This is a genomic window from Streptomyces sp. NPDC057617, assembly GCF_042800555.1.
Lineage (GTDB): Bacteria > Actinomycetota > Actinomycetes > Streptomycetales > Streptomycetaceae > Streptomyces.
Map to the genome: position 1 here is coordinate 91,762 of NZ_JBHVGV010000011.1, position 15,852 is coordinate 107,613.

Here is a 15,852-nt window from a genome sequence, read left to right on the forward strand (position 1 = left end):
TTCTCGCCCCCCCACGAGCAGCTGCCGCGCCCGCGCGGCCCCCCCCCGGGCCGGCAGAGGTCCCGCCCGGCCGGCCTCGCCCCGGCCTGCGAAGGCACCCGGCCCGCCCCGCCGAAGACCCGGCCGACGACCTGCCCCACCGCCGAAGATCCGGCCGACAGCCCGGCCCGCCCCGCCGAAGATCCGGCCGAACGTCCGGCCCGCGCCGGACCCCGGCCCGCCCCACGGCCCCCGCTCACCCTCACTCCTCCGTCATGGCACCGTCACGGCCCCGTCATGCCCGGGATCGGTTCGCACCCCGGGCCCTTGGGGCACTATGACGGGGTGGCAGCCGCAAGGTCGTCCGACGACGCAGCCGGCCCGCTCCGCAGGACGGGGCGGGTCATCGGCCATGCCGTACGCGTGCCGGTCACCGGCACCGCCAAGGGCATCCGCCGCGCCACCCACGCACACGGCGCGGGCGAGTCGGGGCTCGGCAAGCTGATCGAGCTGCACGCCGTGAACGGCGCCGGCGATGTCATGATCACCGTCGCGCTCGCCTCGACCGTCTTCTTCTCCGTACCGACCGACGAGGCCCGCGGCCGTGTCGCGCTCTATCTCGCCATCACCATGGCCCCCTTCACCCTGCTCGCCCCGGTGATCGGCCCCCTTCTCGACCGTCTTCCGCACGGCCGCCGCGCCGCCATGGCCGGCGCGATGTTCACCCGGGCCGCGCTCGCGATCACGATGTCGGCCGCGGTGATCACCGGCGGCCTGGAGCTGTATCCGGCGGCGCTGGGCGTACTCGTCGCGTCGAAGGCGTACGGAGTGGTCCGCAGCGCGGTCGTGCCACGGCTGCTGCCACCGCGCTTCTCGCTGGTACGGGCCAACTCACGCGTCACCCTCGCCGGGCTGCTCGCCACCGGGGTCGCGGCGCCGATCGGTGCCGGGCTGCACCAGATCGGGCCCAAGTGGCCGCTGTACGGCGCGAGTCTGGTCTTCCTTGGAGGAACGTTCCTGGCGTTCACCCTGCCGCACAAGGTCGACTCGGCGAAGGGCGAGCGCAAGGCGCGCCTGGTCACCCACGGGGAGCGCGGAGAGCGCGACCAGCGCAACGGCGACCGGCGCAACGGGAAGAACGGAAAGCGCGGCGAGAGGCGGCCCGGTCTCCGTACCGTCGGCCCCTCCGTCCTGCACGGCCTCCAGGCGAACGCGGCCCACCGCGCCCTCTCCGGCTTCCTGATCTTCTTCCTGGCGTTTCTACTGCGCGAGCACCCGCTCCCCGGCCAGTCCGCGGCCGTATCCCTCGGAGTGGTCGGCGTCGCGGCCGGCGCGGGCAACGCGCTGGGCACCGCGATCGGCGCCTGGCTCAAGGCCCGCGGCCCCGAACTGATCATCGCCACGATGCTTGGGATCGCTCTCAGCGTCGCGATCCTCGCGGCACTGTTCTTCGGCGGCCTGCTGATGGCGCTGCTGTGCGCGACGGCGGGCCTGTGCCAGGCGCTGTCGAAACTGTCCCTGGACGCGATGATCCAGCGGGACGTACCGGAGGAGGTGCGGACGTCCGCCTTCGCGCGCTCCGAGACGCTGCTCCAGATGTCCTGGGTGGTGGGCGGCGCGATCGGGATCGCGCTGCCGCTCAACGGGGTACTGGGCATGTCCGTCGCCGCGGCGATCGTCGGTACGGGGGCGCTGACGGCCGTACGGGGACTGCTCACCGCGGCCAGACACGGCGGCGCCTCGCACCCGCGCGTGGCATGAGCCGCCGTACCCCCTCGCGAGCCCACCCGGTACGACCGATAGCCTTCGGCCCATGACCGTTGCGTTCTTCTCTGGCAGAGCCCGCAGGGCCGGCGTCGCCCTCGGTGCCGTATCCGCCGGGCTCCTCGTCCTCGCCGCCTGTGACAAGCCGACGCCGCTCGCGACCGTGACGGTCGGCGACAACTCGGTCAACACCGAGGCCGCCTGCTACAACGACGGCGGGGCGATCAAGCCGGCCGACATCCAGCCCTGCCTGAACAAGAAGGCCGAGAAGACCGTCGAGGTCGCGATGGACGACCAGGTCCACTTCGGTGTCGACCCGGTCATCGCCGAGCACGGCTGGACGCTGTTCATCGACGGCCAGCAGGCCGAGCAGGAGCCGTACAAGAAGACGTACCGTACGATCCCGGGCAGCGCGTTCTTCTCCAGCCAGACCGGCGAGACGACCAATGCCACGCAGGTCAGCATCGTGGAGACCAGCGGCAAGGAACTGATCGGCATCTGGCAGTTCGAGTTCAAGAAGACCTCCTGACCTCCTGACCGCAAGGCCTCCCGGCCTTCTCCTTCCGTCCCTCGACCGCGCCCCTGGAAGGCCCCCCGATGCGCGTACTTGTCGTAACGGCGGTGGCGGCGGAGGCCGACTCCGTCGTCGCGGGACTCAGCCGGTTCGCCGGCAGCGGTGTCCGCGAACTGACCGGCGGATACGAGATCGCGAGCCACGCCCAGTACACGCCACGCCCGGGCTCCGTGCAGATACCGGTGGTGGACGTGCTGGCCGGCGGGGTCGGCCCGACGGCGGCCGCCGTCGCCACCGCGACCGCGCTGGCGGCCTCGCCGTACGACCCTCCGTACCATCTCGTCATCTCGGCCGGTATCGGCGGCGGTTTCGCGCGGCGCGCCCCGGTCGGTTCGCTGGTGGTCGCGGACTCGATGGTCGCGGCGGACCTGGGCGCCGAGACGCCCGACGGCTACCTGCCGGTCGACGAACTGGGCTTCGGCCGCGGCGTGCACCGGCCTCCGGCGGAACTGGCGGCCCGGTTCGCCAAGATCCTGGACGCCGGACGGGCCGATCCGGAGATCCCCGCGGTCCTCGCCCCCGTCCTCACCGTCTCCACCACGACCGGTACGGCGGCCCGCGCGGCCGTGCTGGCGGGGCGTCATCCGCGGGCCGCCGCCGAGGCGATGGAGGGGTACGGGGTCGCGGAAGCCGCCGCCGTCCACTCCGTACCGTGCGCCGAGATCCGCGCGATCTCCAACGCCGTGGGACCGCGCGACCGCGCCTCCTGGCAGATCGGCCGGGCGCTGGAATCGCTGCGGCACGCCTTCACGCTGCTCACCCCGGTCTTCGAGGAGCCGTCATGACCGCGCAGACACCAGTGCCTGGGGCGACCCCCGTGCCGCCGCTCCGGATCGCCTACTCGCCCTGCCCGAACGACACCTTCGTCTTCGAGGCCTGGGCCCATGGCCGGGTGCCGGGCGCGCCGGATCTCGATGTCACCTTCGCGGACATCGACATCACCAACGGCATGGCGGAACGCGGTGAGTTGGACGTACTGAAGGTCTCGTACGCCGTGCTGCCCTGGGTCCTCGACGAGTACACCCTGCTGCCCTGCGGCGGCGCGCTCGGCCGCGGCTGCGGTCCGCTCGTACTGACGCGGCAGCCGGGCATGGACCTGACCGGCAAGACGGTCGCGGTGCCGAGCGAGCGGTCCACGGCCTATCTGCTCTTCCGGCTGTGGGCGGCGGATGTCGTACCGGACGGGGTGGGCGAGGTGGTCGTCCTGCCGTTCCACGAGATCATGCCGGCGGTACGGGACGGCAAGGTGGACGCCGGACTCGTCATCCACGAGGCGCGGTTCACCTATCAGAATTACGGGCTGCACTGCCTTGCCGACATGGGCGAGCACTGGGAGTCCACCACCGGCCTGCCGATCCCGCTGGGCGCGATCATCGCGAAGCGCTCTCTCGGCGCCGGGACACTGGAGTTGCTGGCGGAGTCGGCGCGCAGGTCGGTACGGATGGCCTGGGACGATCCGGAGGCCTCACGCCCGTACGTCCTGGAGCACTCCCAGGAGATGGACCCGGCGGTGGCGGACCAGCACATCGCGCTGTACGTCAACGAGTTCACCGCGGATCTGGGCGACGACGGTTACGCGGCGGTCCACGGGCTGCTCACGCGTGCCGCGGCCGAGGGACTCGTACCGCCCCTCGGCCGTGACGCGCTGCGTTTTATCTGATCCGACGCCCGATCACCCGGTCCGAAGCCGGAATTGTCCGGCCCGGAGCCCGAACCTGATCCGCAGCTTTTCGAACCTGTTCCGGATTCGGGCGACTTGCTGTGTCATACGTCCGTCATACGTCCAACTGGTCTGCAACCGCTCTCAGCAGGCCCGCGATCTTCGCGCCATGGACCTTGTCGGGGTAGCGGCCGCGCTCCAGCATCGGCGTGATGTTCTCCAGCAGGGTCGTCAGGTCCTGGACGATCGAGGCCAGTTCATCCGGCTTGCGGCGCTGCGCCGCCGCGACCGAGGGGGTCGGGTCGAGGACCGTCACCGAGAGTGCCTGGTCTCCGCGCTGGCCCGCGACCACGCCGAACTCCACGCGCTGGCCTGGCTTGAGCGCGTCGACTCCGGCAGGGAGGACCGACGAGTGCACGAAGACGTCGCCGCCGTCGTCACGGGAGAGAAAGCCGAAGCCCTTCTCGCTGTTGAACCACTTGACCTTGCCGGTAGGCACGTCTGTCCTCGTCCTCGTACTCGTTGGGGCGCTGGGGCGCGCACAAAAACGGCTCTGGATAGCACTACAGCGGGTCCACCGACCCGCCACCCCCAAGGCTAATGGTCCAGAGGCTGGTGACAAGACGTCGCCGGATGGTTCCTGTCCGCTGCTGTCCGCAGGGAACTACCCTGGTGAGGTGACTGCTACTCCTGCACCCCGTACCACGGACGAGCCCGGGCCCGGCGACGGACTGGTCCGTATCGGCGCGATCGTCTTCATCGTCGGCGCGATCGCGACGCTGATCACCGTGGCGCCACTGTTCCTGGGGACGGATCCGTTCCCGTCGTTCGCGTACGCCGTGTGCATGCTGATGGGGGTCGGATTCCTGATCGCCGGGGCGGGGGTGCTGCGTTCGATCGCGGCGCAGCGCCGTCAGGCGAAATCGGTGGCCTGATCAGTGACTGGCGTGACAGGCGTGACCGGAGCGACTGGGGTGACCGGAGCGACCGCCAAGTTGCCGGGCAGCACAGCCGCGTAGCTGTTCAGCCACTCCGGGAACGCTCTCAGGTCCGGGAGGATCACATCCGCGCCCGCCGCCCGTAGTTCCTCCTCGTCGCACGGTCCGGTCGGTACGGCGACCGAGAGCGCTCTCGCCGAACGCGCCCCGCGCACATCGCCGGTGTGGTCGCCGACGTACACCGTCGCGCCATGCGCGCGCAGCGCCTCGCCCTTGGCCTCCGCCCACAGCCAGCCGATCACCTCGTCGGGCTCGATACCGAGGTGGCTCAGATGGAGTCTGGCGTTCGGCTCGTGCTTCGCGGTGACGACGATCGCCCGGCCACCGAGCGCCTGCACCGCCGCGATCGCCTCGCGGGCGCCGGGCATCGCCGGCGTGGGGGCGATGGCGAATGTGGGATAGATCTCCCTGTAACGGTCGCCCACCTCCTCGATCCGGTCCTCGGGGAACCAGTGCGCGAGTTCCTCTTCGAGTGGCGGGCCGAGCCGGGTGATGGCGAGATCGGCGTCGATCGGGACCCCGGTCTCGGCGGAAAGTGCCAGGTAGGCGGCGTGAATACCGGGGCGGGAGTCGATGAGGGTCATATCGAGGTCGAAGCCGACCGTGGGCGCGTGACGGTCCGAGGAGGAAGCCATGGCACCCATTGTGCCCAGGGGGATGGCTTGAACCGGGTGCTTAGACTTAGCCAAGCCTAACCAGCCCCGACCTCAACCGACCCTGCCCGCACGCCCCATTCGTACGCCCGCACTCGCACCAGCCCGCCCCCGTACCCGTACGCCCGCACCCGCACCCGCACCCGCCCGTCAGAAACCGCTCTCGCCCCGATTGGTCCGCATGTCAGCCGCCGCCCCGCCGGTCCCCGGTGTCAGACGCGTCCTGGTCGCCCGCCGTATCGGCTGGACGGCGGCCGCCGTCGTCGCCGTACTGCTCGCGGTCCTCCTCAGCCTCGCGGTCGGCGCGCGCGCCGTCGCCCCCTCCGCCGTCGTCGACGCGCTGCTGCACGGCGCGCGCGGCGACGATGCCGAGGTCATCCGTCAACTGCGGGTGCCGCGCACGCTGATCGGGCTGATGGTCGGCGCCGCGCTCGCCCTCGCGGGCACCGTCCTCCAGGGCATCACCCGCAATCCGATCGCCGACCCGGGCATCCTCGGCATCAGCCAGGGCGCCTCGGCCGGAGTGGTGCTGGCCATCGCCTTCGCCGGCGTGCACACCCTCACCGGCTATGTCTGGTACGCGTTCGCGGGCGCGGGCATCGCCTCGGTGGCGGTGTACGCGGTCGCCTCCAGCGGGCGCGGCGGCGCGACCCCGGTCAAACTCGCCCTGGGCGGTGCCGCGATCAACGCGCTGCTCCTCTCGGTGACAACGGCCGTACTGACGACCGACGCGGCGGCGCTGGACGAGTTCCGTTTCTGGCAGGTGGGCTCGGTGGCCGGCCGGGACTCCGAAGTGGTGGCCCAGGTCTGGCCGTTCCTGCTGGTGGGCACGGTGCTGGTGGTCTCGGTGGCGCGCGGCCTGGACGCGCTGGCGCTCGGCGAGGACGTCGCGAAGGGGCTCGGCCAGAATGTCGCGGCGGTACGGGTCCTGGGCGGGGTCGGCGCGACCGTACTCACCGGAGTCGGCGTCGCGGCGGCGGGGCCGATCGCCTTTGTCGGCCTGGCCGTTCCGCATATCGCCCGCGCGATCGTCGGCACCGACCACCGCTGGGTGCTGCCGATGGCCGCGCTGCTCGGTCCTGTGATGCTGCTGGTCTCCGATGTGGTCGGCCGGATCGTGTTCCCGCCGGGCGAAATTCCGGCGGGGGTGACGACGGCGCTGCTCGGGGTGCCGTTCCTGGTCGCGCTCGTCCGCAGGAAGGCGGTGCCGGCATGACGGCGGGAGGCGGTGCCGGCATGACGGCCCGGACCACGACCGACACGGTGGACGCGACGTCCGCCGCCCGGACGACGGGCGTACGTCCCACCGGCTACACCCGCGTACGGATCGGACGCGGCTCGTTCCTGCTGCACCGGCGGGCGGCCGTGGTGGCCGGCGGGCTCGCGGTGGTGCTGGCGGCGGTGTGCGTCGCGTATCTGAGTGTCGGCGAGAGCTTCGTACCGCCCTCCGAGGTGGTACGGGTGCTGAGCGGGCAGCCGTCCGCGAACGAACTCGTCGTCGGCACGCTGCGGTTGCCGCGCATGATGACCGGGCTGTTCGTGGGGCTCGCGTTCGGCGTGGCGGGCGGGCTGATCCAGACCGTCGCCCGCAACCCGCTGGCCAGCCCGGACATCATCGGCATCAGCCAGGGTGCGAGCGCTCTCACGGTCGGCGCGATGACCTTCGGCGTCACGTCGTTCGCCGTCCTGCCGTATCTGTCGGTCGCCGGCGGGATCCTGGCGGCGGCGCTGGTGTACGTGTTCGCCTGGCGCGGCGGGCTGCACGCGACCCGGTTCGTGCTCATCGGGATCGGTTTCGCGATCGCGCTGCGCTCCGTGACCACGCTCTTCCTGACCAAGGGCGACTATCTGGTCGCGCAGCAGGCGCAGGTCTGGATGACCGGTTCGCTCAACGGCCGCGGCTGGGACGAGGCCGCCCCGCTCGGCTGGCTGCTGCTCGCGCTGGTGCCCGCGATGCTGTGGGCGGCGTACGCGCAGCGCACGGTGTCGGTGGACGACGACACGGCCACCGCGCTGGGGATACGGCTCGGGCGCGTCCGGCTCGGACTGGTCCTGCTCGGCGTGGTGCTGGCGTCGGTCGCGACGGGCGCGGCGGGGCCGGTGGACTTCGTGGCGCTGCTGGCACCGCAGATCGCGCGGCGGCTGACCCGTACCGCACAGATCCCGCTGCTCTGCTCGGCGCTGACGGGCGCGGTCGTCGTCGTACTGGCCGATCTGCTGGCCCGCAAGGTGCTCGCGCCGACGGAGCTGCCGGTGGGCGTGCTGACGGCCGCGGTGGGCGCGCCGTATCTGATCTGGCTGATCGTCCGGAGCCGTGCCGTGGGCGCGGGTGCGGGTACGGGTGCGACGGGGATACGAAAGGGAGGGACCGCATGAGCAGGCTCATGGCCCGCGAGCTGACGCTCGCCTACGAGGACCGTACGGTCGTCCACGAGCTCGAACTGGCCGTCCCCGACGGGCAGGTGACCGTCATCGTCGGGCCGAACGCCTGCGGCAAGTCGACAACCCTGCGCGCGCTCGGGCGCCTGCTGAAGCCGCGCGGCGGCTCGGTGCTGCTGGACGGTACGGAGCTGTCGAAGATCCCGACGAAGCGGATCGCGCGGTCGATCGGGCTGCTGCCGCAGTCGCCGGTCGCGCCCGAGGCGATCACGGTCGCGGACCTGGTGGCGCGCGGGCGCCAGCCGCACCAGCACTGGTGGCAGCAGTGGTCGGACGAGGACGAGCGCGCGGTGACCGAGGCGATGGCCCGTACGGATGTGAGCGCTCTCGCCGACCGGCCGGTGGACGAACTCTCCGGCGGCCAGCGCCAGCGCGTCTGGATCGCGATGGCCCTGGCACAGGAGACGGACCTGCTGCTCCTGGACGAACCGACGACCTTCCTGGACATCGCGCACCAGGTGGAGGTCCTCGACCTGGTGCGCCGCCTCAACCACGAGCAGGGCCGTACGGTCGTGATCGTCCTCCACGACCTCAACCAGGCGGCCCGCTACGCCGACCACCTCGTCGCGATGAAGTCGGGCCGCGTGATCGCGGAGGGCCCGCCGGGCGAGGTGGTGACGGCGGACCTGGTACGAGAGGTCTTCGGCCTCGAAGCAATAGTCATCCCGGACCCGGTAACGGGCTCCCCCCTGGTAGTCCCGGGCGCCCCCTTCAGCCCGGAGGCACCCTCGGCCCCGGCCGCAGGAAAACTCAGCCCGTCCGGCGGTTGAGGACAAGCCCGGGCGGCGGGCATTTTCAGCCCGTCCGGCGATTGAGGACAAGCAAGCCCGGGCTGCGGGCATTTTGAGCCCGTCCGGCGATTGAGGACAAGGCACCAGCGCCGGGCCCAGCGGCGCCGGCCCCTCGCGGCGCCGGCCCTAGCCGCGACGGCGCGCCCGCCAGATCAAGTACAGCGCCGACGTCACCGCCGCCGTGCGGAGTACCACCGGCCAGACCCCTGAGAGCGCTTCCGCCATGCCCGTGTCCGGGATCGGTTCGCCCCAGCGGCCGTCCATGCGGCCCCAGAGCCAGACCAGGCCGCCCGCCGCCGAGATGCCGGGCAGGCCGAAGACCGCCCACTTCGCTTCCGTACGGGAGAGCCTGCGCGAGGCGTACGCGAGGAGCCAGCCCAGGCCCAGGGCGATCCAGGAGCCGATCACCGCGCCCGCGACCAGCAGCACGGCGGCCACCAGCAGGAACGGACTGGAGAAGCCGCTCAGCACCCCGGGCTTCCCGGGCTTCCCGGGCTTCCCGGGCTTCTGGTCCGGCTTCGCCTCAGCCGGCTTCTCGGCCTTCCCGGCCTTCTCGGCCTTCCCGGCCCCGCCCGGCTTCTCGCCGACGCCCGCCACGCGCCGCAGCTTCACCAGCCACCCGCGCGCGCCACCCGCCTTCTCCCCCTCGCCGTCCTCCTTCTTCGTCTCTTCCGGATCCTCCGGCGGCGGTTTCAGTATTTCGGGGACCTCGATCCCCGCCCAGACCCCCCGGTCGCCCGCCGTCGGGTCCATCGGCCCGAGCTGGATCCGCCACCAGTCGGGCTCGCCGAATTCCGGGGACGGCGCCTCGCGCGGAGGCGGTGGCGCCGAAGCCCGCAAGACGTCCGCATCGACAGGTTCCGCCTTGCGCTGCCCCGGCACGGTCGGCCGCTGCGGCCACGGCTCCTCGGGCCCGTCCTCGAACACGGCTTCGTACGCGCTCTCGGAAGCGCTCTCAAACCCGCCCTCGGAAGCCGCCCGTACCACCGCGTCCGGCGTCCCCAGCCGCCCCAGGATCCGGCGCACCGCCGCCGGGCCGCCGGAGCCCGGTCTGCCGCGCTGCCGGTCGATCTCGTTCCGCAGCGTCGACACCAGCCGCATCCGCTCCCCGGAGGGGAGTTGCTGCTGCTGTGCCACATCCCCGACCCGGCTCAGATAGTCAAAGACGAGCTGGTCGCTCTCGATCCCCACACAGTCCTCCGCACCAGCGACAAGCGCTCACCGCCACCCGCGATGGTGTCGGAGTCATCCCCGAACGTCCACCCCGAACACGCGCGCCGTATGTCCGCTCCGGGCAGGGTACGGAGCAGACTCGGCACCACACCCGCCGCCGCCCCCGGGCCCCGCGGCGCGGGTGAAGCGCCCCTCAGGGGCTAACGTGGAACGGATGGGGACCCGTGGAAAGGCCGAGCAGGAGGCGCACGTGCCCGAAGGAACCGGCGGTACGCCACCGCGCACGCTCGCGGAGGCCCTGCGTACCCAGAGCGACAGTTCACTCGCCGCGCTGCTGCGTGCCAGGCCCGATCTCCTCACCCCCGTTCCCAGCGACCTGTCGCAGCTCGCGACCCGCGCGGGCACCCGCGCGTCGGTCGTACGGGCGCTGGAGCGGCTCGACCGGTTCACGCTGCAGGCCGCGGAGGCGCTGGCCGTGGCGCCCGAGCCCGCGCCGTACGGCACGCTGCGCGCGCTGCTGACCGGCGACGAGGGCGATCCGCGGATCGAGGAGGCGCTGCCTGTCGCGGTCCGTACGCTGCGGGACCGGGCGCTGATCTGGGGCGGTGACGACCGGCTGCGGCTGGTCCGTACCGCCCGCGAACTCCTCGCGCCCTCCCCCGCGCACCCCTCACCGACCGGGCTCGGCCCGACCGTCGCCGAGGCGACCTCGGGCATGTCGCCGGGCCGTCTCCAGGAGATCCTCGCGGCGGCCGGTCTGCCCTCCACCCACGATCCGGTCTCCGCCGTCGCCGCGCTGACCGGGCTCTTCACCGACCGCACGCGGATGGCGGCGCTGCTCGACACCGCGCCGATGGAAGCGCTCTCAGTGCTGGACCGGCTGGTGTGGGGGCCGCCGTACGGGGAGGTCACCTCCACACCCACCCCGCCCGTGCAGTGGCTGCGCGACCGGGGGCTGCTGCTGCCCGCGACCACCCGTACGGTCGTGCTCCCGCGCGAGGCCGCGCTGCATCTGCGCGCCGGGCGCGCACACCGTACGCCGGAGCCCTTCGCCCCCGATGTCGCGCCCCGCGCACCGGAGGCCGCCGGCGGGGCGCACGCCGGAGCGCGACCGCAGGTGGTGGACAGCGCGGCCGCCGCCCAGGCGTACACCGCGCTCGCCACCATCGAGGAACTGGCCAAGGACTGGAACGAGGGCGGGCCGAACGTCCTGCGCGCGGGCGGCCTCTCCGTACGCGATCTCAAACGCACCGCCAGTGCCCTCGGCGTCTCCGAGCCGGTGGCCGCGTTCTGGGTCGAACTCGCTTATACCGCAGGGCTGTTGGCCACGGACGGCGAGGCCGACGAGCGGTACGCGCCGACGCCCTCGTACGACGAGTGGCAGGAGCTTCCCTCGCCCGAGCGGTGGGGCAGGATCGCGACGGCCTGGCTGGCGTCGACCCGTACGCCCGGACTGGCGGGCAGTCAGGACAGCAAGGGGCGTACGCTCGCGGCGCTCGGCCCGGACCTGGACCGGGGTGCCGCGCCCGAGGTACGGCGACGGATCCTGGAACTCCTCGCCACCCTGCCCGAGGGCATCGCCCCCGACCCCGAATCGCTGCTGGCGCGGCTGCGCTGGGAGCGCCCGTTGCGCGGCGCGTCTGCCACCGGACGGGCGGACGATCTGCGCTCGCGGCTGGCGGCCTGGACGCTGAACGAGGCGGAGATGCTGGGGGTGACGGGCCGGGGAGCGCTCTCAACACACGGCCGGGCGCTGCTGGGCCCGGTGGCGGGGGCGGAGAGCGGCGGCCCCGGTTCACGTGCGGGCGCCGGAAACACCACCCGCACCACCGGCACCACCCGCACCACCGGCACCACCCGCACCACCGGCAGCACCCACACCACCGGCACCACCGGCACCACCGGCACCACCGGCACCGAATCAGGCGCCGCACTCGCCGCGGCCGCACTCGCCCCAGCCGCACTCAGCCCAGCCGGACCCGGCCCAGCCTCGCCCAGCACCGCCGCCTTCAGCACCACCGCCGCGTTCAGCCCCGCCGCCCTCAGTGCCGCAGGCCTCCGCGCCGCCGTGGCCCTCGCGCCCCATCTCCCCGAGCCGCTCGACCATGTCCTCCTCCAGGCCGATCTCACCGCCGTAGCCCCCGGCCCCCTCCTCCGCCCGCTCGCCGAGCTGCTCTCCGTCGCCGCCGATGTCGAGTCCAAGGGCGGTGCCACGGTCTACCGCTTCACCCCCGGTTCGGTACGGCGCGCCCTCGACGCCGGCCGGTCCGCCTCCGATCTGCACGACTTCCTGAAGGCCCACAGCCGTACGCCCGTTCCGCAGCCGCTCGCCTATCTCATCGACGATGTGGCGCGCAAGCACGGCCATCTCCGGGTCGGCTCCGCCTCCGCGTACGTACGCTGCGACGACGAGGCCGTACTCGACGAGATCCTCGCCGACAAGCGGTCGCAGTCCCTGCGGCTGCGCCGGCTCGCGCCGACCGTGCTGTCCGCCCACGCCGATCCGGCGGCCCTGCTGGACGGGCTGCGCACCATGGGGTTCGCGCCCGCCGCCGAGTCCGCCGAGGGCGATGTGATGATCACCCGCGCCCATGCCCACCGGACCCCGCCCCGGGCCGCGCCCGCGCCGGTCCCGGACGGCCCGCCCGTACCGGACGCGACGCTGCTGGGCGCGGCGGTACGGGCGATCAGGGCCGGGGACAGGGCGGCCACGGTGGCCCGCAAGCCGGCCCAGGCGCAGGTGCCGGAGCAGGTTCCGCCGTCCGTACCGGCCGCGCACGACGCGCCCTCGGGCAACGGAGCGCCCTCGGCCGACGGCGCGTCAATGATCGCGCTCTCACCGGACGGCCGGCTCCCCCGTACCACCTCCGCAGAGACCCTCGCGACAGTCCAGGCCGCCGCCATGACCGGCTCGGCGGTCTGGATCGGTTACGTCAACGCCGATGGCGCGGCCAGCCAGCGGGTCATCGCTCCGGTGCGGGTGGAGGGCGGCTATGTGACGGCGTACGACCACACCGCGGACGAGGTCCGTACGTACCCACTGCACCGGATCACCGGGGTCGCCGAACTGGCCGACGACCCCGCGTAAGAGCGTAAGAGCCCTGCCGTTTCAGGACCCGGCACCCGCCACGTACCCGATCAGCTTCGCCATGTTCGCCACATACGCGGCCGAACTGATGCACAGCGGCGGCTCGGTGGGCCGGTACGGCGGCTCCAGCGGCGGGTCCTTCGGGCTGTACGGCGAGGTGTCGCGCGGGTCGCCGACGTGCTTGCTCATATACGCGCGGCCGTCGTACGGCCGCGTCGAGCCCGGCCCCTGGTACGGGTTGGTGATCTGGTCGACCGGCGTCAGCCAGTGGTCGCGCGTGCCGAGGCCGTCCACGAGCGCCGCCGCCTCGGCGTCCGTCACGGTGGGCAGCGGCAGCGGGGCGTCCCGCAGCAGGTCGGAGAGTTGCAGATCGCGCGGCGAGAAGTAGCGCGGCAGCGGGATCCGGCCGCCGTGCGCGTTGGCGGGCGAGAGCGGTGAACGGGCGCGCAGGGCGGCGATCTGAGCGGGGGTCAGCGCGGCGAGTTCCTCGTACGTCGCGCGCAGACCGGCGAGATCGACGGAGCGGCCGCCGGAGTAGTGGCTGAGGGTGTCCTTGTGGTCGTAGTCGTTGTAGTACGCGCCGTTGCGGATGTTGGAGCCGAAGCGGTGGACGAACCGGGCGCGGTTGGTGCCGAGTTCGACGAAGGTCGGGTGGGTACGGCCGGCCAGCAGCGGGTTCTCGGCGATCTGCTCGCTCGTCAGCGCGCAGCTCTCCAGCCAGGCGAGGGCCTCGGGCACCCGGCGCAGATAGGCGCGGTCGCCGGTCAGCCGGAAGTAGTGGAAGAGTTGCTGGACATTGGTCTGGGTGGTGTGGGTGGCGAGGGCTCGCGGTTCGTACGAACGCGCTCCGGCGGGTGCCCCCGCGGGCCGGCCGCCCTTGGCGCGGGAGAGATGCTGGAGGCCCCAGCCGGCCTGGGGTGCGGGCTGCTGCATCCGGCGCAGACATTCCATGGCCCGCAGGACGGGGTCGATGAGATCGCGGCGGCCGAGGGTCGATATGCACATCAGCAGGAACTTGATGTTCTCGCCGAGGACATCGTCGTTGAAGGTGACCTGCTGGGTGTACTCGCCGTCCTCCATGCCGTGCCGTACATCGCCCGGCAGCCAGGGCGGGCGCTTGTCGGGCCAGGGGGTGCGGCTGACGGATCCGGCGAACGCGGGATAGCGCTGCGGCCAGCCGCCGTCGGCGACACCGCCCTTGAACTGCGAGGCGAGCAGGAAGCCGATGACCCGGTCGAGCGAGCGCTTGAAGCGGGGGTCGCGGCGCTCGGCGTACAGCCGGAGGATGAACTGGGCGGCGGACGAGGTGCCCGCGTCGTCGAAGGTGGCGTTGCCGTAGTAGTGCTGGAACTCCTCCAGCCGCCAGCCGTTGGCGCCGATCGTCTCGTACCAGTCGCGCAGGGAGTCCTCACCGGCGAAGTCATGGATGTAGTTCCAGCCGCCCACCGGGAGCTGGGCCTCGACGAGCGCGAGCCCGGTCCGCTCGGCGGCCCGCCAGCAGACCTCCTCGCCGGTGGCGTGGTACGCGTCGAGCAGGCTGTGGCCGACGGAGGGCGTACCGGGCGGCTGGACCCAGCACATGGTGCGCTTGGCCTCCATCTCGCCCCAGGTGACGGAGAGATCGGGCAGATAGTTCCAGACGTATCCACCTCTGTAGGAGACGGTCCCGTCCATGAACGCGACGGCCCGCTTCACGGCCCGTACGACGGTACTCCGCGACGAGGCAGGCGAGGCTCCCAACGTGGCCTGAGCCACCCCGGGCCGGAGCAGCGCGGGCCCCGCGAGCAGCGGAGTTACGGCGAGTTGACTGAATGTGCGGCGGTTCAAGGGCGTCTTCCAGGGCTTCTTCATGCGAGAAGTGCCTCCCTCGGCGGTGGCTGAACACGGGTGCCGCTGTCACCTCGGGAAGGTAGTGACCCCGTGCACACTCTTCAAGTATGTGGACAGCACTTTCGTATGAGAACGGGCCAGCCCTTGGATCAGTCCTTGGCGGCGCGCTTCTTCGGGGCTGCCCGGAAGAGGCGAAGGCGAAGGCCGCTGAGGCGGGCACGGCGGGTACGAGTACGGGTACGGCTACGGGCGCCGGCACGGCGGGCGCGGCGGCGGCCCACGCGGCGCCCGATCGCGCGGTACGCGGTGAGCGCGATCAGGTACGCGAGCAGCGCGCCGGTCGTGTTGAGGATCACATCGTCGATGTCGAAGGCCCGCCCCTCGACGATCGCCCCCTGGGCCAGCTCCACCAGCACCATCACCAGCGCGGTCAGCAGCACCACCCGCGCCATCCGCATCCTGCGCGGCACGAGCACCGGCAGCAACAGCCCGAAGGGCGCCCCCAGCAGCAGATTCCCGCCGATCTGCCGGCACGCGCCGAGGAACGTGTAGCTCTCCACGTACTGCCGCAGCGAATGCCCCGGCCGCAGATTGGCCCCCGCGATCTCCGCGGAGGCCGGGGACGGCGTCAGCGTGAGTCTCGCCAGTACGGCCGAGAACGCCACCAGCGCCACAAAGGCCACCGCCACCACAATCCCCCGCCCCACCCGGGCACCCACGCTCCCACCACCCATACCCCCCTGATGCCCCCACCCCGCCCCCGTACGCCCACCGACGGCCCCCGAACCCCCTCAACCACAGGGTTCCTCAACCCGCTTGTCGAGGGTTCCCGGGATACCGCAGTCGAGTCCGATGCGATGCGTCATCCTTGCTCCGGGGAGGGCGATGTGGGCAAAGCATCGA

The 15,852-nt window shown here is 72.3% G+C and carries 14 protein-coding genes; 9 read left to right on the forward strand and 5 right to left on the reverse strand.

What is annotated here, in order from left to right; all coding sequences use genetic code 11:
- Window positions 1-276: 276 nt before the first annotated feature.
- The 4 genes from ACFU9P_RS25810 (at window position 277) to ACFU9P_RS25825 (ending at window position 3,977) form a co-directional block, all read left to right on the forward strand.
- A complete protein-coding gene (locus tag ACFU9P_RS25810) occupies window positions 277-1,740 on the forward strand; it encodes an MFS transporter (protein WP_376381517.1) in 1,464 nt (487 codons plus the stop codon).
- Between the two features lie 52 nt (window positions 1,741-1,792).
- Window positions 1,793-2,272: a DUF2771 domain-containing protein gene (locus tag ACFU9P_RS25815; protein WP_376381519.1), complete on the forward strand. Its 480-nt coding sequence runs from the start codon at window positions 1,793-1,795 to the stop codon at window positions 2,270-2,272.
- Window positions 2,273-2,340: 68 nt separating this feature from the next.
- Entirely contained in the window at window positions 2,341-3,102 is a 762-nt protein-coding gene (locus ACFU9P_RS25820; RefSeq protein WP_376381521.1) for a futalosine hydrolase, read from the forward strand.
- Window positions 3,099-3,977: a 1,4-dihydroxy-6-naphthoate synthase gene (locus tag ACFU9P_RS25825; RefSeq protein ID WP_384084979.1), complete on the forward strand. Its 879-nt coding sequence runs from the start codon at window positions 3,099-3,101 to the stop codon at window positions 3,975-3,977. Before ACFU9P_RS25820 ends, ACFU9P_RS25825 begins: the two co-directional genes overlap by 4 nt.
- Before the next feature lie 115 nt (window positions 3,978-4,092).
- Here the strand turns inward: ACFU9P_RS25825 and ACFU9P_RS25830 are convergent, their stop codons facing one another.
- Window positions 4,093-4,476 carry a cold-shock protein gene (locus ACFU9P_RS25830; RefSeq protein WP_046507938.1) on the reverse strand — a complete coding sequence of 128 codons (384 nt, stop codon included), beginning with the start codon at window positions 4,474-4,476 and terminating at the stop codon, window positions 4,093-4,095.
- A gap of 178 nt (window positions 4,477-4,654) precedes the next feature.
- On the opposite strand from ACFU9P_RS25830, the gene ACFU9P_RS25835 reads away from it, so the two are divergent.
- The gene (locus tag ACFU9P_RS25835) at window positions 4,655-4,912 is read left to right on the forward strand and encodes a hypothetical protein (RefSeq protein ID WP_376381525.1); all 258 of its coding nucleotides are present in this window, start codon (window positions 4,655-4,657) and stop codon (window positions 4,910-4,912) included.
- On the opposite strand, the gene ACFU9P_RS25840 is transcribed toward ACFU9P_RS25835, so the two are convergent.
- Window positions 4,891-5,610, reverse strand: coding sequence for an HAD family hydrolase (locus ACFU9P_RS25840; RefSeq protein ID WP_384084984.1), 720 nt, complete (start codon window positions 5,608-5,610; stop codon window positions 4,891-4,893). The two genes, ACFU9P_RS25835 and ACFU9P_RS25840, sit on opposite strands and share 22 nt — an antisense overlap.
- A 199-nt stretch (window positions 5,611-5,809) precedes the next feature.
- On the opposite strand from ACFU9P_RS25840, the gene ACFU9P_RS25845 reads away from it, so the two are divergent.
- From ACFU9P_RS25845 to ACFU9P_RS25855, 3 genes are read left to right on the forward strand one after another with little or no spacing between them, the layout of a single operon-like run.
- Window positions 5,810-6,844, forward strand: coding sequence for a FecCD family ABC transporter permease (locus ACFU9P_RS25845; protein ID WP_384084987.1), 1,035 nt, complete (start codon window positions 5,810-5,812; stop codon window positions 6,842-6,844).
- A 20-nt stretch (window positions 6,845-6,864) separates the two neighbouring features.
- Window positions 6,865-8,004 (forward strand): FecCD family ABC transporter permease, encoded by a 1,140-nt coding sequence (locus ACFU9P_RS25850; RefSeq protein ID WP_384084990.1) that lies wholly within the window; start codon window positions 6,865-6,867, stop codon window positions 8,002-8,004.
- Window positions 8,001-8,837 carry an ABC transporter ATP-binding protein gene (locus tag ACFU9P_RS25855; RefSeq protein WP_384084993.1) on the forward strand — a complete coding sequence of 279 codons (837 nt, stop codon included), beginning with the start codon at window positions 8,001-8,003 and terminating at the stop codon, window positions 8,835-8,837. Before ACFU9P_RS25850 ends, ACFU9P_RS25855 begins: the two co-directional genes overlap by 4 nt.
- A gap of 147 nt (window positions 8,838-8,984) precedes the next feature.
- Here the strand turns inward: ACFU9P_RS25855 and ACFU9P_RS25860 are convergent, their stop codons facing one another.
- Window positions 8,985-10,049 (reverse strand): hypothetical protein, encoded by a 1,065-nt coding sequence (locus tag ACFU9P_RS25860; protein WP_384084996.1) that lies wholly within the window; start codon window positions 10,047-10,049, stop codon window positions 8,985-8,987.
- A gap of 196 nt (window positions 10,050-10,245) precedes the next feature.
- Between ACFU9P_RS25860 and ACFU9P_RS25865 the strand changes: the two genes are divergently transcribed.
- Window positions 10,246-13,119 carry a helicase C-terminal domain-containing protein gene (locus ACFU9P_RS25865; RefSeq protein WP_384084999.1) on the forward strand — a complete coding sequence of 958 codons (2,874 nt, stop codon included), beginning with the start codon at window positions 10,246-10,248 and terminating at the stop codon, window positions 13,117-13,119.
- A 21-nt stretch (window positions 13,120-13,140) separates the two neighbouring features.
- On the opposite strand, the gene ACFU9P_RS25870 is transcribed toward ACFU9P_RS25865, so the two are convergent.
- Together ACFU9P_RS25870 and ACFU9P_RS25875 are read right to left on the reverse strand one after the other, a co-directional pair.
- Entirely contained in the window at window positions 13,141-14,970 is a 1,830-nt protein-coding gene (locus tag ACFU9P_RS25870; RefSeq protein ID WP_384085002.1) for a pectate lyase, read from the reverse strand.
- Between the two features lie 128 nt (window positions 14,971-15,098).
- Window positions 15,099-15,668, reverse strand: a complete 570-nt coding sequence (locus tag ACFU9P_RS25875) for a VanZ family protein (protein WP_384085005.1) — start codon at window positions 15,666-15,668, stop codon at window positions 15,099-15,101.
- Window positions 15,669-15,852: the final 184 nt, after the last annotated feature.

Excerpts from the sequence above, each read along its gene's own strand:
- ACFU9P_RS25810 (WP_376381517.1), top strand. The coding sequence starts at position 277 with ATGCCCGGGATCGGTTCGCACCCCGGGCCCTTGGGGCACTATGACGGG.
- ACFU9P_RS25815 (WP_376381519.1), top strand. The coding sequence starts at position 1,793 with ATGACCGTTGCGTTCTTCTCTGGCAGAGCCCGCAGGGCCGGCGTCGCC.
- ACFU9P_RS25820 (WP_376381521.1), top strand. The coding sequence starts at position 2,341 with ATGCGCGTACTTGTCGTAACGGCGGTGGCGGCGGAGGCCGACTCCGTC.
- ACFU9P_RS25825 (WP_384084979.1), top strand. The coding sequence starts at position 3,099 with ATGACCGCGCAGACACCAGTGCCTGGGGCGACCCCCGTGCCGCCGCTC.
- ACFU9P_RS25840 (WP_384084984.1), bottom strand. The coding sequence starts at position 5,610 with ATGGCTTCCTCCTCGGACCGTCACGCGCCCACGGTCGGCTTCGACCTC.
- ACFU9P_RS25845 (WP_384084987.1), top strand. The coding sequence starts at position 5,810 with ATGTCAGCCGCCGCCCCGCCGGTCCCCGGTGTCAGACGCGTCCTGGTC.
- ACFU9P_RS25850 (WP_384084990.1), top strand. The coding sequence starts at position 6,865 with ATGACGGCCCGGACCACGACCGACACGGTGGACGCGACGTCCGCCGCC.
- ACFU9P_RS25855 (WP_384084993.1), top strand. The coding sequence starts at position 8,001 with ATGAGCAGGCTCATGGCCCGCGAGCTGACGCTCGCCTACGAGGACCGT.
- ACFU9P_RS25865 (WP_384084999.1), top strand. The coding sequence starts at position 10,246 with ATGGGGACCCGTGGAAAGGCCGAGCAGGAGGCGCACGTGCCCGAAGGA.
- ACFU9P_RS25870 (WP_384085002.1), bottom strand. The coding sequence starts at position 14,970 with ATGAAGAAGCCCTGGAAGACGCCCTTGAACCGCCGCACATTCAGTCAA.